The 14769-nt window shown below is 57.5% G+C and carries 16 protein-coding genes; 9 read left to right on the top strand and 7 right to left on the bottom strand.

Annotated elements, in window-relative coordinates:
• Positions 1-2: 2 nt before the first annotated feature.
• Genes dnaQ through ISX84_RS14195 form a run of 4 tightly spaced genes read right to left on the bottom strand, consistent with a single transcriptional unit; the run spans position 3 to position 2716 of the window.
• Positions 3-689 (bottom strand): DNA polymerase III subunit epsilon, encoded by a 687-nt coding sequence (gene dnaQ / locus ISX84_RS14210; protein ID WP_195821037.1) that lies wholly within the window; start codon positions 687-689, stop codon positions 3-5.
• Complete coding sequence (coaE, locus tag ISX84_RS14205; protein ID WP_195821320.1) at positions 682-1275, bottom strand: dephospho-CoA kinase; 594 nt, start codon at positions 1273-1275, stop codon at positions 682-684. The genes dnaQ and coaE overlap by 8 nt, the downstream gene beginning before the upstream one ends.
• Positions 1272-2120 carry a shikimate dehydrogenase gene (locus ISX84_RS14200; RefSeq protein WP_195821036.1) on the bottom strand — a complete coding sequence of 283 codons (849 nt, stop codon included), beginning with the start codon at positions 2118-2120 and terminating at the stop codon, positions 1272-1274. The genes coaE and ISX84_RS14200 overlap by 4 nt, the downstream gene beginning before the upstream one ends.
• Positions 2117-2716, bottom strand: coding sequence for a Maf family protein (locus tag ISX84_RS14195; protein WP_195821035.1), 600 nt, complete (start codon positions 2714-2716; stop codon positions 2117-2119). The genes ISX84_RS14200 and ISX84_RS14195 overlap by 4 nt, the downstream gene beginning before the upstream one ends.
• A gap of 403 nt (positions 2717-3119) precedes the next feature.
• Here ISX84_RS14195 and hemJ point away from each other — a divergent pair, with 403 nt between their 5' ends.
• The 7 genes from hemJ to ISX84_RS14160 all read left to right on the top strand — a co-directional run bounded on the left by hemJ (position 3120) and on the right by ISX84_RS14160 (position 10508).
• Positions 3120-3569 (top strand): protoporphyrinogen oxidase HemJ, encoded by a 450-nt coding sequence (hemJ, locus tag ISX84_RS14190; RefSeq protein ID WP_195821034.1) that lies wholly within the window; start codon positions 3120-3122, stop codon positions 3567-3569.
• Positions 3570-3695: 126 nt separating this feature from the next.
• Entirely contained in the window at positions 3696-5003 is a 1308-nt protein-coding gene (gene rho, locus ISX84_RS14185; protein ID WP_195821033.1) for a transcription termination factor Rho, read from the top strand.
• Between the two features lie 29 nt (positions 5004-5032).
• Positions 5033-6319, top strand: coding sequence for a tRNA uridine-5-carboxymethylaminomethyl(34) synthesis GTPase MnmE (gene mnmE / locus ISX84_RS14180; RefSeq protein ID WP_195821032.1), 1287 nt, complete (start codon positions 5033-5035; stop codon positions 6317-6319).
• 13 nt (positions 6320-6332) lie between these two features.
• Positions 6333-8195, top strand: a complete 1863-nt coding sequence (mnmG, locus tag ISX84_RS14175) for a tRNA uridine-5-carboxymethylaminomethyl(34) synthesis enzyme MnmG (protein ID WP_195821031.1) — start codon at positions 6333-6335, stop codon at positions 8193-8195.
• Entirely contained in the window at positions 8192-8797 is a 606-nt protein-coding gene (gene rsmG / locus ISX84_RS14170; protein ID WP_195821030.1) for a 16S rRNA (guanine(527)-N(7))-methyltransferase RsmG, read from the top strand. Before mnmG ends, rsmG begins: the two co-directional genes overlap by 4 nt.
• Positions 8790-9599 (top strand): ParA family protein, encoded by an 810-nt coding sequence (locus ISX84_RS14165; protein ID WP_326838740.1) that lies wholly within the window; start codon positions 8790-8792, stop codon positions 9597-9599. Before rsmG ends, ISX84_RS14165 begins: the two co-directional genes overlap by 8 nt.
• A gap of 9 nt (positions 9600-9608) precedes the next feature.
• Positions 9609-10508, top strand: a complete 900-nt coding sequence (locus ISX84_RS14160; protein ID WP_195821029.1) for a ParB/RepB/Spo0J family partition protein — start codon at positions 9609-9611, stop codon at positions 10506-10508.
• On the opposite strand, the gene hemW is transcribed toward ISX84_RS14160, so the two are convergent.
• The 3 genes from hemW to rph are packed head-to-tail and all read right to left on the bottom strand — an operon-like array spanning position 10505 to position 12976.
• A complete protein-coding gene (hemW, locus tag ISX84_RS14155) occupies positions 10505-11662 on the bottom strand; it encodes a radical SAM family heme chaperone HemW (RefSeq protein ID WP_195821028.1) in 1158 nt (385 codons plus the stop codon). The two genes, ISX84_RS14160 and hemW, sit on opposite strands and share 4 nt — an antisense overlap.
• A complete protein-coding gene (rdgB, locus tag ISX84_RS14150) occupies positions 11655-12266 on the bottom strand; it encodes an RdgB/HAM1 family non-canonical purine NTP pyrophosphatase (protein WP_195821027.1) in 612 nt (203 codons plus the stop codon). Before rdgB ends, hemW begins: the two co-directional genes overlap by 8 nt.
• Positions 12263-12976, bottom strand: a complete 714-nt coding sequence (rph, locus tag ISX84_RS14145) for a ribonuclease PH (protein WP_195821026.1) — start codon at positions 12974-12976, stop codon at positions 12263-12265. Before rph ends, rdgB begins: the two co-directional genes overlap by 4 nt.
• Positions 12977-13090: 114 nt before the next feature.
• Here rph and hrcA point away from each other — a divergent pair, with 114 nt between their 5' ends.
• Both hrcA and ISX84_RS14135 read left to right on the top strand, forming a co-directional pair.
• The gene (hrcA, locus tag ISX84_RS14140) at positions 13091-14155 is read left to right on the top strand and encodes a heat-inducible transcriptional repressor HrcA (RefSeq protein ID WP_195821025.1); all 1065 of its coding nucleotides are present in this window, start codon (positions 13091-13093) and stop codon (positions 14153-14155) included.
• 9 nt (positions 14156-14164) lie between these two features.
• Positions 14165-14728 (top strand): nucleotide exchange factor GrpE, encoded by a 564-nt coding sequence (locus tag ISX84_RS14135; protein ID WP_195821024.1) that lies wholly within the window; start codon positions 14165-14167, stop codon positions 14726-14728.
• The last annotated feature ends 41 nt before the right edge of the window (positions 14729-14769 follow it).

Raw genomic sequence — 14769 nt, 5'->3', positions numbered from 1 at the left:
CCTCAGGCTTTCAACCACACTGCATCGTCGCCCAGTTTCGCCACGAAGTCGGTATGGGCGGCGGCTTCCTCTTCCGAAATCCGGGATTTGAGCGGCACCGACCGCGGGCGCGGGGTCCATTCCTCGCCACCGGCCCCTGTGGTGTTCTGCGACGCGGTCGACAGGCCAAAATCCGGCTGCCGCCCGCCGATCAGTTCCAGATAGACCTCAGCCAGAATTTCACTGTCGAGCAAGGCGCCGTGCAGCGTCCGCGATGAATTGTCGATATTGAACCGCCGGCACAGCGCATCGAGGGAGGCAGGCGAGCCGGGAAAGCGTTTGCGTGCAATCTCCAGCGTATCGATGGCCTGTTCCCACGGAATTTGCGGCAGCCCCATCCATTTCAGCTCCGCATTCAAGAACTTGATGTCGAAAGACGCATTGTGGATCACCAGCTTTGCATCGCCAATGAAGTCCAGAAACGCCTGACCCACCTGCGCGAATTTCGGTTTGTCGCGCAGAAAATCATCGCCCAACCCATGCACCTGAAAGGCCTCTTCGGGCATGCTGCGTTCGGGGTTGATGTACTGATGGTAGGTCTTGCCCGTGGCCATGTGGCCCATCAGTTCCACCGCCCCGATCTCGACAATCCTGTCGCCGGTTTCCGGATCAAAACCGGTGGTTTCCGTGTCGAGCACTACCTCACGCATCGCGTATTCTTTCCCTGATCTGCCTGACCACATCCTGAACCTGCGCGCGGGCATGTTCAACCGTGTCTGTCATGATCACAAAATCGGACCGGGCACATTTTTCGGCGTTCGACATCTGTTTGGCGCGGATTTTTTCGAAATCGGCGCGGGTCATGGTGCCGCGTGCCAACACCCGCTGTTCCTGAATTTCCGGCGGAATGGACACGCAGGCGACGGCGTCCATCTGCGCATCGCCACCGGTTTCAAACAGCAAGGGGATGTCGAAAACGATAATTTCGGCATCCGCCGTCTCGACGAATTCTGCGCGATCTGCGGCGACCAGTGGATGCACCACGGCCTCGATTTTTTGCAAGGCGTCTGGGTCCGCACCGACAATCCTGCGCAGCGCATCGCGAGAGATCGCATCGTCCTGAATCGCGTCCGGGAAGATTTTTCGGATTGGAGCCACAGCCGCGCCACCTTTGGCATAGAGCCGATGCACGGCGGCATCCGCATCCCACAGCGCACAGCCTTCATCCACAAACATCTGCGCGGTGGTGGTCTTGCCCATCCCGATCGAGCCGGTCAGCCCCAATCGAAACATCAGCGCAGCACCGCCTGGCGCGCTTCGTCATCCACCTCGGGGCGGGGACCGAACCAGCGTTCAAATCCCGGCACCGCCTGATGCAGCAACATCCCCAGCCCATCGACCGTGACGCAGCCCTTTTCCTCAGCGACTTCCAGCAATCTGGTTTTCAGCGGCGTATAGACGAGATCCGTTACGATGGTGGATTTGCGCAACCCATCCAGCGGCACCCGCATCTCCGGCTTGCCCACCATGCCAAGGGATGACGTATTCACCACAAGGCTGGCGTCTTCGAGCATGTTGCCCGCCTGCACCCAATCCACGACGGTGATCCGATTGCCAAAATCCGCCTGCAGTTTCTCCGCCCGGACGCGGGTGCGGTTGGAGAGCAGAATTTCCGGCACCCCTGCTTCGAGCAAAGACGCGATTACCGCGCGCGCAGCGCCACCCGCCCCCAGCAGTGCTGCCCGGCCCTGCGTCGGCTGCCAGTCGGGCGCGCCTGCTTTCAGGTTTTCGAGAAAACCATACCCATCCGTATTGTCCGCATGTATCTTGCCGTCTTCTCGGAAAATCAGCGTGTTGGCCGCCCCGATTAGGGTCGCGCGGTCGGTGATCAGATCAGCGATGTCCAGAACCGCCTCTTTATGCGGGATGGTCACGTTCACGCCGACAAATCCAGCCTTGGGCAGGGTCATCAGCACATCGCGCAGATCCCGCGCGCTGACATCCATGGGCACGTAGAAGCCTCTGACATAATGCTTGTTCAGCCAGTGACGATGCAGTTGCGGAGATTTGGAATGCGCAATCGGCGCGCCGATGACCCCGGCCAGGGGAATCTTTGCCGGGGCTTTTTGAGTGTCGCTCATTGTTCAAGATCTCCGCGCAGCGTCAGATATGCCAGCAATTCCAGCAGGGGCAGGCCGAGCACATTGAAATAGTCGCCTTCGATCCGGGTGAAAAGCCGCACGCCTTCCTCTTCCAGCTTATAGGCGCCGACGGCGTGTTGGATGCTCTGCCAGTTCCGCGCAACATAGCCATCGATAAACCCGTCGGAGGCGTCCCGCATCCGCAACCGAACCTGACCCACATGCCGCCAGATCGGTTTACCCGCCTCACAGATCACCGCCGCGGACAACAGCATGTGACGGTCGTTCCGCAGGGACCGCAGCTGCGTGGTCGCTTCTTCAGGCGTAGCGGGTTTTGCCAGCAGGGTGCCCTTGTGATCCAGAACCTGATCACACCCCAGAACCAAGGCATCGGGATGTTTCTCACTCACCTTGCGCGCCTTCATTTCCGCCAACGTATCGGCAATATCCCGAGGCGGCGCGTCTTCTGCCAGCAGGGCCTCGCGCATCATTTCCTCGTCCACGCGAGCGGGTTCCACGGTGAATTCAACCGCTGCCTGCCGCAGCAGCTGCGCTCTGATAGAGGAGGTGGACGCCAGGATCAGGGGGCGGGACATGTGGGTAAACCTGTGAACAGGGTTAAGGATTTCTTAATATGTTCTTCTGGGCAAAACAGCGTGATCCTGCAAGCAAAAGCTATCCTGTGCGCAGCCCAGGTTCACGCAGGAATTGCTCCAGTGCGGAAAAGGACAAGCTGCGAGATATGCATAAGCCGGTTTTGGCAGATCCATGCACAGGCTTATCCCACCGTCAATCCGTCGAAATTCAGCCCAATACATTGATTACATTATATTAAATCTCACGTCCTGAGTTCTCAACCTCAAAGGAAAACTCTTCTCCCCAGGCGGATAAATGGACGTAAAACCACGTAATCCACAGATAGGACGCCCCCTACAAAATCATCATCCTTTTATCTTTCTTTTATTATTAATAAGAGGAGCAAACGGATCGGAGTTCTCAATGTCGGACCTGCTCGCTCTTGCCTATCCATGGACGAAGGCATTTCACATCATGGCGGTGATCGCCTGGATGGCAGGTCTGTTCTATCTTCCTCGCCTCTTTGTCTACCACGCAGAGCAGGTCGGACAAAGCGGGGAGACGCATGATCTCTTTCAGACCATGGAATTGAAACTGCTGCGGGTGATCATGAACCCCGCGATGATCGCCACCTGGATCCTGGGTCTCTGTCTGGTCTTTACCCCGGGGATTGTCGATTGGTCGGCCATCTGGCCCTGGACCAAGACGGCGGGCGTGTTGGCGATGACATGGTTTCACCATTGGCTGGGGCTGCGACGCAAGGACTTCATGAGAGGCGAGAACAAGCTGACCGGGCGGCAATACCGCCTGATGAACGAAGTGCCGACCTTGCTGATGGTGCTGATTGTCCTCTCGGTGGTTGTGCGGTTCTGAATCAATTGACTCACCCGGCCTGCGCGCCTATGTACCCAGTACCACCCCGTCCGGGGATGGCGCAGACCTGACATTCCAGAATTACATCAGCCGGCAACTGTGCTGCGGCTGATCACGGGTATTTCCATGACCACAGATATGACCGACACACCCTCTGTTCCTGAAACGCTTGAGACGTTGAACCTTGCGGATCTGAAGCGCAAAAGCCCCAAGGACCTGCTGTCCATGGCGGAAGATTTGGAGATCGAAAACGCCTCCACCATGCGCAAGGGCGAGATGATGTTCCAGATCCTGCGCGAACGTGCGGATGAGGGCTGGGAAATCTCCGGGGATGGCGTGCTGGAAGTGCTGCAGGATGGGTTCGGATTTCTGCGGTCCCCCGAGGCGAACTATCTGCCGGGTCCCGATGATATTTATGTGTCCCCGGAAATGATCCGCAAATTCTCCCTGCGCACCGGTGACACGATTGAAGGGGTGATCAAGGCCCCGGATGACAACGAGCGGTATTTTGGCCTGCTGGACGTCACGCAGATCAACTTCGAAGACCCTGAAAAAGCGCGTCACAAGGTGGCGTTCGAAAACCTCACGCCGCTGTATCCGGACGAGCGTCTGACGATGGAAACCGACGACCCGACGGTCAAGGATCGGTCCTCGCGGATTATCGACCTGGTGGCGCCGATCGGGAAAGGCCAGCGGTCGCTGATTGTGGCGCCGCCGCGGACGGGTAAGACGGTGCTGTTGCAGAACATCGCCAATTCCATCGAACGCAACCACCCGGAATGCTACCTGATCGTTCTGCTGATCGACGAGCGGCCCGAAGAGGTGACGGACATGCAGCGGTCGGTGAAGGGGGAGGTTGTCTCCTCCACCTTTGATGAACCTGCGACCCGGCACGTGGCCGTCTCGGATATGGTGATCGAAAAAGCCAAACGTCTGGTCGAACACAAACGCGACGTGGTGATCCTGCTCGATTCCATCACGCGTCTGGGCCGGGCCTTCAATACGGTTGTGCCGTCGTCGGGCAAGGTTCTGACCGGTGGTGTGGATGCCAACGCTTTGCAACGCCCCAAGCGGTTCTTTGGTGCTGCTCGGAACATTGAGGAGGGCGGTTCGCTCACCATCATCGCCACAGCGCTGATCGACACCGGCAGCCGGATGGACGAGGTGATCTTTGAGGAATTCAAAGGCACGGGTAACTCCGAAATCGTTCTGGATCGCAAAATCGCTGACAAGCGCGTCTTCCCGGCGATGGACATCCTGAAATCCGGCACACGGAAAGAAGATCTGCTGGTCGACAAGATTGATCTGCAGAAGACCTTTGTGCTGCGTCGCATTCTCAATCCGATGGGCACCACGGATGCGATTGAATTCCTGATTTCGAAACTGAAACAGACCAAGACGAATTCGGATTTCTTCGACTCCATGAATACGTAACTTATTGTTTAATTACAGTGGGTTAAAATATGGATACGATTTATGCACTGGCCTCGGCACAGGGCCGTGCCGGGGTGTCGGTGATCCGGATATCCGGCCCATCGGCTTTCTCCGCAGGTGCATCACTGGCTGGTCCTCTGCCGGACCCGCGCAAGGCGGCCACGCGTATCCTGCGGAATCACCATGGTGAGATTCTCGATCATGCCCTGGTTGTCTGCTTCAAAGGACCACGCAGTTTCACCGGCGAAGACGTGGTTGAGCTGCATGTGCATGGCAGCATTTCTGTGGTGCAGGTGGTCTTGGCTGAGCTTGGGTTGCAAGATGATTTGCGGCTGGCGGAACCCGGTGAATTCACACGGCGTGCGCTGGAAAACGGCAAGCTGGATCTCGCGCAGGTCGAAGGTCTCGCAGATCTCATTGACGCGGAGACCGAGGCACAGCGCAAGCAAGCCGTCAGGGTTTTCTCCGGCGCGCTGGGGGATCGCGTCGAGAGTTGGCGCAGTAAGCTGATCCGCAGCGCGGCGCTACTTGAAGCCACCATAGATTTTGCTGACGAAGACGTTCCCGTGGATGTGAGTCCTGAAGTTCTGGATTTGCTCGGGCAGGTCAAGAGCGACCTGGAAAGCGAAATCGCCGGAACCTTTGTGGCGGAACGTATTCGGCTGGGGTTTGAGGTTGCCTTGGTGGGTCCACCCAACGCGGGTAAATCAACGCTCCTCAATCGGCTGGCAGGACGCGATGCCGCCATCACCTCCGATATCGCCGGGACAACCCGGGATGTCATCGAAGTTCGCATGGATCTGAAAGGTCTGCCTGTCACATTTTTGGATACCGCAGGTCTGCGGGACAGCGAGGACGAAATCGAATCCATCGGTGTTGCGCGCGCGGTAGAGCGCGCAAAGTCAGCGGATCTGCGCGTTTTTCTTTCTGTGCCCGGCGAAGAATTGATGTTGTCGCCTGTCGAGGATGACCTGGTTTTGCACGCCAAGGCCGATTTGGTCGACGCGGTTGAGAATGGCATATCTGGCAAAACGGGTACTGGTGTTTCGGAGCTTGTGGACCGTATTCAACACACCTTGCAGCAGCGCACGGCGGGAGCTGGCCTTGCGACGCATGCGCGGCATCGGTTGGCGATGGAGCGGGCAGGAAGTGCGCTTGATCGGGCTTTGGATATCGTCGCGCGGGGGCCAGAGCAGTATGATATAGCAGCGGAAGAGCTTCGGAGTGCGATTCGAGCGTTGGAAGCGCTGGTAGGTCGTATTGACGTCGAAAACCTGTTGGACGAAATATTCTCGAGTTTTTGCTTGGGAAAGTAGCGGAGTGTTTCACGTGAAACATTTTGATGTTGTGATCATCGGTGGCGGGCATGCGGGCTGTGAGGCCGCACATGCATCCGCGCGCATGGGGGCAAGCACAGCCCTGATTACACTATCCGAAGATGGGATCGGCGCGATGTCTTGCAACCCGGCCATTGGTGGGTTGGGAAAAGGCCACCTCGTGCGGGAAATTGATGCCCTTGATGGTGTGATGGGTCGGGTCGCAGATAAAGCGGGCATCCAATTTCGTCTGCTCAACCGGCGCAAGGGTCCGGCGGTGCAAGGCCCGAGGGCGCAATCTGACCGGCTCATCTACCGAACTGAAATGCTTGCGGAAGTCAAAGCGCAGCAAAATCTCACTGTTTTGACGGCGGAGGTCGTTGATTTCCTGATGGATGGCCCGCGTGTTATCGGTGTCCGGCTACAGGATGACAGCGAGATCAAGGCAACGTCCGTTGTGCTCACTACGGGCACGTTCTTGCGGGGCGTTATCCATATCGGGGATGTCTCGCGCTCAGGCGGGCGCATGGGCGAAAAGGCGTCGATCAAGCTGGCGGACCGTATCGATTCCTTTGATCTGCCGCTTGGACGTCTGAAAACCGGGACGCCACCACGGTTAGATGGGAAGACAATTCGATGGGACGATCTTGAAAACCAACCCGGTGATGACGAGCCAACGCTTTTTTCCTTCCTGTCAAAGGGCACCTATGCGCGCCAGGTGTCCTGCGGGATCACGCATACAAACGCAAAAACCCATGATATCATTCGGGAAAATCTGGATCGCTCTGCGATGTATGGCGGTCATATCGATGGGATCGGCCCACGGTATTGCCCCTCCATAGAAGACAAAATCGTGCGGTTTGCAGATAAAGACTCGCATCAGATTTTTCTTGAGCCGGAAGGGTTTAGCACCCAAACGGTGTATCCTAACGGTATTTCGACGTCGTTGCCGGAAGCTGTGCAGGAGGACTATGTGCGCTCAATCTTCGGGCTTGAGCAAGCTGTCATTCTGCAGCCGGGATATGCCATTGAATACGACTACGTCGATCCGCGCGCGCTGGATGCGACGCTCGCGCTTCCAACGGTTCCAGGTCTTTACCTGGCTGGGCAGATCAACGGAACAACCGGGTATGAAGAGGCGGCAGCACAGGGGCTTGTTGCCGGGCTGAACGCAGCGCTCAGAGCATCTGGCCGGGAGCCCCTGCAGTTTTCGCGGGCGCAGAGCTATATCGGGGTGATGATCGACGATCTCACAACACGCGGTGTCAGCGAGCCTTACCGCATGTTCACCTCCCGCGCTGAATTCCGGCTGTCATTGCGCGCGGACAATGCAGACCAGCGCTTGACGCCTTTGGGGATTGAGATCGGATGTGTTGGTGCCGCGCGGGCAAAAACCTTTGCGCATAAGTTGGACAGACTGGAAAAAGCACGCGATATCCTGACCGGCGCAACCTTCACGCCCTCGCAAGCCGCATCCGTTGGGATCAAAATCAACCAGGACGGATCCAGGCGGACAGCGATGCAGCTTCTTGCATTCCCGGATGTGTGTTTCTCCGAGGTTGGAGATCTTGATCCTGCTTTCGGGGAGATCGACGGCGAAACGCGGGCGCAAATGGAGCGGGAAGCGCTCTATGCCAATTACATTCTGCGCCAGCAAAAAGACATTGAATTGATGCAGAAGGACGAAAACCTGCTGATTCCAAAGGGTTTTGACTACGCGGCGATGGAAGGGCTGTCTAACGAACTAAAAGCAAAACTCATTGCGACGCAGCCAAGTTCGCTTGCGCAGGTAGCGCGTATCGATGGAATGACACCTGCCGCATTGACGCTCATCCTTGCTCGGTTGCGGTCCCTCAAAAGAAAGCAATCTGCGTGACAGTACTGGATTTGGATGTTTCACGTGAAACATTGGATCGGCTGTCCAGTTTTCATGATCTTCTGACCAAGTGGAATCCCAAAATCAATCTTGTTTCCAAGACCAGCCTTGCTGAGGTCTGGGACCGACACATTCGGGATTCAGCACAAATGTACCCTCTTGCTGGCATCTGCCGGAACTGGGTTGATATGGGCAGCGGTGGTGGTTTGCCGGGGTTGGTCATTACGATTATTGCGCGGGAATTGGATCCCGAGCTTCATGTGACCATGATCGAAAGCGATATGCGCAAAGCGACGTTCCTGCGAACAGTGATACGCGAGTTGGGCCTGACGGCGACGGTTCTCACCTCCCGAATTGAACAAACTGATCCTCTGAATGCGGATGTCCTCTCTGCGCGGGCGCTTGCTGATCTGTCTTCGCTGTTGTCTTTTGCGGATCGTCATTTGAGCCCAACAGGCCAGGCGTTGTTCTTCAAGGGTGAGACTTGGCAAAAAGAGGTCGATGAGGCGCGTAAGGCGTGGTCTTTTGACCTCGTGAGCCATACAAGCAAAACGAACCCAAATGCTGCCATCCTTGAGGTGAGGGAAATCGAACGTGTCTGACTTTTCACGCCCTGTGGGTCCGAAAATCATTGCGGTTGCGAACCAGAAGGGCGGGGTTGGCAAAACGACAACCACCATCAATCTTGCCGCCGCATTGGCGGAGGCGGGCAAAAGGGTCCTTGTTGTTGACCTCGATCCGCAGGGGAATGCGTCTACCGGCCTGGGCATTGAGCTGGGGGATCGTGAGTTCACCACATATGAGCTTCTGCTGGAGGATGTCGACCTCAAGTCTGTTGTTTTGCCCACAGTGACGCCGGGGTTGATGATCGTGCCGGCGACCGTTGACCTGAGTTCTGCTGATATTGAGCTGATTTCGAACGAAAAGCGTAGTTTTCTGCTGCATGACGCCCTGCGCCAGACGGCTATGGATGTATTTGAGCTGGACTATATCCTCATTGATTGCCCACCGTCGCTGAATCTGCTGACGGTGAATGCAATGATCGCGGCGGATTCGGTGTTGGTGCCATTGCAAAGTGAGTTCTTCGCATTGGAGGGATTGTCCCAGCTGATGCTGACCATTCGAGAGGTTCGGCAGAGTGGCAATAAAGACTTGCGGATCGAAGGTGTTGTGTTGACCATGTATGACAGACGCAACAACCTGTCCCTACAGGTGGAACAGGATGCGCGGGACAATCTGGGGGAATTGGTGTTTTCCACTCGAATTCCGCGGAATGTGCGGGTGAGCGAAGCACCGTCTTTTGCGATGCCGGTCCTGACCTACGACACCGCATCCAAGGGGGCGCAGGCCTACCGGGCGCTTGCGCGGGAAGTTTTGAGCAGAAATAGCGAAAAAGTGGCATAGGGGGCTGACATGGCAGGTGGAGCGGATCGCAAAAGGGGCCTTGGACGGGGTCTGTCGGCCTTGATGTCGGATGTGGCGGAGACGGAGAAAGCGACCAGTGCGGGACCGTCGGCGGCTGAGCGTCTGATCCCGATTGAACAGATTGCGCCCAACCCGGATCAGCCGCGTAAACGTTTTGCGGAGGGCGATCTGGATGATCTTGCGGCTTCCATCAAGGAGAAAGGCGTCATTCAGCCATTGATCGTGCGGGCCGTGGGGGATGATCGTTACGAGATCGTGGCGGGCGAGCGCCGCTGGCGAGCGTCGCAGATGGCCAAGCTGCATGAGCTGCCGGTGGTGGTGCGGGACTTCACCGATGTCGAAGTGCTCGAAGTTGCCATCATCGAGAACATTCAGCGGGCCGATCTGAACCCAATTGAAGAGGCGGCGGGGTACCGTCAACTGATGGATCGGTTTGGCCACACCCAGGAAAAGATGGCCGAAGCCTTGGGTAAGAGCCGCAGTCATATCGCCAATCTGCTGCGCTTGCTGAACCTGCCGGAAGCCGTGCTGGAGATGGTCCGCAAGGGAGAGTTGAGCTCGGGTCATGCCCGCGCGTTGATCCCGGCGGACGATCCGCTGAAGCTGGCGCAGATGATTGTGAAAGGTGGTCTGTCGGTGCGGGCGGCCGAAGCTTTGGTGAAAAAGCAGGCGGCGGGTGGCGAGAACAGTTTTGGAACGCCTGAAGCGAAGCCGATGAAAGAGGCGAAGGATGCGGACACCAAGGCGCTGGAAGGTGATCTTTCCGCGACGCTCGGGATGAAGGTGGTTCTGTCGCACAAGCCGGGTCAGGAATCCGGTCAGATGACACTGCACTACAAATCGTTGGATGACCTGGACGAGCTTTGCCGCATTCTCAGTGGGTCTTAAGTCTGCAGCAGGTTTTCAATCACAGCGTTCAAAACCATAAACCCTTGATTTGAAACGATTAAATTTTCACCTCTTACTGAGATCATACCCAGTTCTTCGAGGTCCTGAAGCTTTTCAGGTGCCAAACCTCGGCCATTCAATTGCGCGAAACGGTTCAGGCTGACCCCTTCTTTCAGGCGTAAGCCCATCAGGAGGAATTCGCTTGCCTGATCGGATGCGGATAAGGGTGTTCTGCGCTTCTCCGGCGTTGTCTTGGCGACATCTTCAAGCCAACGGTTCGGGTTGGAGACGCATTCCGTTGCCCAGCGTTGTCCTTCCAATGTCAAACGGCCATGGGCGCCGGGACCGATGCCCACATAGTCGCCGTAACGCCAGTAGATCAGATTGTGCCGCGATTGCGCGCCGTCCCGCGCGTGGTTGGACACCTCGTAGGCAGGCAACCCATGCGCGCCACAGATGTCTTGCGTCATCGCAAAGAGGTCTGCGCCCAAATCCTCATCCGGCAACCCGCGCAGCTTGCCCGCGTTGTAACGATCCCCAAAGGCGGTGCCTTGCTCGACCGTCAATTGGTAGAGCGACAGGTGATCAACCGCCATGGACAGTGCTTGTTCAAGTTCTGCGCGCCAGTCCGCCAGCGACTGACCCTGCCGCGCGTAAATCAGATCAAAACTGACCCGGTCGAAGGTGGCGCGCGCGATGTCAAAGGCCTTCATCGCCTCATCAGCGGTATGAATACGCCCGAGACGCTTCAGATCTGCATTGTTCAGGGCCTGCACGCCCATGGAGATGCGATTGACACCCGCGTCGCGAAAGGCACGGAACTTACCTGCCTCGACCGATCCCGGATTTGCCTCCAGTGTGATCTCCAGATCATTTGCCACGGGCCACAGGCTGTGAATCTTTTCGATGATCCGGCCCACCGTTTCTGGCTGCATGAGGCTGGGGGTGCCGCCGCCGAAAAACACCGACCGCAGGACGCGGCCATGCGTTTCCGATGCGGCGCGGTCCAATTCTTTCAGATAGGCATCGCACCAGGCGGCGTGGTCAATCTGCCGCGACACATGGCTGTTGAAATCGCAGTAGGGGCATTTGGCCTCGCAATAGGGCCAGTGCAGGTAAAGTCCGAAACCGCCTGCTTCCCAATCCTCAGCCAAAGCAGCCCGCAATCAGCTTGGCAAAAGCATCCGCCCTGTGGCTGATGCTGTTTTTCTCAGCCGGGTCCATTTCCGCATAGGTGATGTCATAGCCATCGGGTTGGAACATCGGGTCATATCCGTGGCCGGTTTCGCCGCGCATGGGCCAGACCAGCGTGCCATTTGCCCGCCCGGCAAAAATCTCTTCATGTCCGTCAGGCCAGGCAAGCACGAAGGTCGCGCAGAAACGGGCCTTGCGGGGATGCGGGGCGGCTTTCTCTTCAAGCAGGTTGTGCGTCTTGGTCATGGCCATGACGAAATCACGCCCGTTCGGTGTCTCTGCCCAATCGGCAGTATAGACGCCGGGGGCATTGTCCAAGGCTTCGATCTCGATCCCGGAGTCGTCCGCCAACGCAGGCAGGCCCGTCGCCTCCACCGCGGCGCGCGCCTTGATCCGGGCATTGCCGACAAAACTGTCTTCGGTTTCTTCGGGTTCGGCCAGGTCCATTTCCGCAGCACCAACAACCGTGACGCCGTGAGGTTCGAACAACTGCCGCATCTCGTCGAGCTTGCCCGCGTTATGCGTGGCAATCAGGATGCGCTTGCCGTCGAACTTGCGGGTCATGCGGTGGCGGCTTTCTGTGCAGCGGCGAGTTCCGACACGCCCTTTTCAGCCAGATCCATCAGGGCGTTCATCTGGTCGCGCGAATAGGTGGAGCCTTCGGCGCTCATCTGTACTTCAATCAATTGATGCGAGCCCGTCATGATGAAATTGCCGTCGACGCCCGCTTCGGAATCCTCTGGATAGTCCAGATCCAGCACCGGCTGGCCCGCGTAGATGCCGCAGCTGATCGCCGCCACGGGGTCAACCATCGGGTCGCTGATCACATCGCCCGCTTTCATCAGCTTGTTCACCGCCAGCCGCAGTGCAACCCAGCCGCCGGTGATCGAGGCGCAGCGGGTGCCGCCGTCGGCCTGTAGAACGTCACAATCCACGGTGATCTGACGTTCTCCCAGCGCCACACGGTCGACACCGGCGCGTAGGGATCTGCCAATCAACCGTTGAATTTCCACTGTGCGTCCACCTTGCTTGCCAGCGGCGGCTTCGCGGCGCATCCGCGTGTTGGTGGCGCGGGGCAGCATGCCGTATTCTGCGGTGACCCAACCCAGACCCGATCCCTTGATGAACGGGGGCACGCGATCCTCGATGGTGGCGGTGCACAACACATGCGTATCGCCCATCTTGATCAGGGCCGACCCTTCGGCGTGTTTCGTGAAACCTGTTTCGATGGAAACGGTACGCATTTCGTCCAGAGCTCGACCAGAAGGGCGCATGGAATATCCTTTGCTGTGTACGCCCCCCCGATACCGTCCAGCGGTGTGAAGATGCAACCCCGATTGAATTCTGCGGGTTTCATGCTTTTATAGCGGTTCAATCGGGATCTGATCATGAGTGACGTGCCAAACATCCTTGGAGAGATGAACGACCGATCCCGCGAAGTGTTTCGCCGGGTGGTCGAGGGCTATCTGGAGGACGGCGTCCCGGTTGGATCGCGAACGTTGACCCGTGATTTCAGCGAAAAGGTGAGCGCGGCGACCATCCGTAATGTGATGCAGGACCTTGAATATCTGGGTCTTCTGGACAGCCCCCATGTCAGCGCGGGGCGTATTCCGACACAGATGGGCCTGCGCATGTTTGTGGACGGGCTGCTGGAGATTGGGAACCCGGATGAAACGGACCGCGAAAAGATCGACGCAACCCTGGGGTCGAATGAGCAGGATGTCAGCGGGTTGCTGGATCGTGTGGGCTCCGCGCTCTCCGGCGTGACCCATGGGGCGTCGCTGGTGCTGACCCCGAAACATGAAGCACCGATCAAACACATTGAATTCGTGTCGCTCTCGCCCGATCGGTCGCTGGTGGTGCTGGTTTTTGCGGATGGACATGTTGAAAATCGTCTTTTCACGCCACCGCCCGGACAGACACCCAGCTCCATGCGCGAGGCGGCGAACTTCCTCAATGCGCTGATCGAAGGCAGAACGCTCAGCGAGGTGCACAGCACGATCCAGAGGGAAATCGCCACCCGTCGTCAGGAGATTGATTCGCTGGCCCGCGATCTTGTGGAAAGCGGTTTGGCGGTCTGGGAGGGTGAGGGCGATCAGATTGAACGTCTGATCGTGCGCGGGCGGTCGAATCTCCTCAGCGAAGATGGCGAAACTGAGGATCTTGAGCGCATCAGACGCCTCTTTGATGACCTTGAACGCAAACGTGATATTGCCGAATTCCTTGAACTTGCTGAAGAAGGCGACGGTGTGCGCATTTTTATCGGTTCTGAGAACAAACTTTTTTCACTTTCGGGTTCCTCTCTGGTGGTTTCCCCATATATGAACGCTGATCGAAAGATCATTGGCGCCGTGGGTGTTATTGGTCCGACGAGACTGAATTATGGACGCATTGTGCCGATTGTGAATTACACGGCACAGCTGGTCGGAAAGCTGATCTCTGACCGGAGCTAGAGGTGAACTATGGCAGAGCCCAAGAACGAAGAGTTTCTGGACGATATTGAAGATGCGGAAGCGCAGGCTTTTGCGGATGAAATGGAAGAGATTGACGACGAAGCGCTGGAGCTGGACCAGCTGCGCGCCGAGCGGGATGAGTTTCGCGACCGTTTCATGCGGGCGCTGGCAGATGCCGAAAACGCGCGCAAACGCTCGGATCGGGACCGGCGCGAGGCCGAGAACTACGGTGGTTCCAAACTCTCGCGCGATATGTTGCCCGTCTATGACAACATGAAGCGTGCAATTGAAACCATCACGGAAGAGCAGAAAGAAGCGAATTCTGCTTTGATCGAAGGCATCGAGCTGACCATGCGTGAGCTTTTGAGTGTTTTCAAAAAGCACGGGATCGAAATCATTGCGCCTGAAGTGGGGGACCGCTTTGACCCGCAGCAGCATCAGGCGATGTTCGAAGCGCCGGTGCCCGGCACCAAGGCAGGGGATATCATCCAGGTTGCTGCCGAAGGGTTTATGCTGCATGACCGGCTGCTGCGCCCGGCGCAGGTTGGGGTGTCGTCGACACCGGCGAGCTGAGCGCTTTTTGAGTGCGACCCTCCGGGGGGCATATTTTTCGG

Source organism: Roseobacter sp. MH60115 (assembly GCF_015644665.1).
Lineage (GTDB): Bacteria > Pseudomonadota > Alphaproteobacteria > Rhodobacterales > Rhodobacteraceae > Roseobacter.
This window is presented reverse-complemented; position numbering and strand designations above follow the sequence as displayed.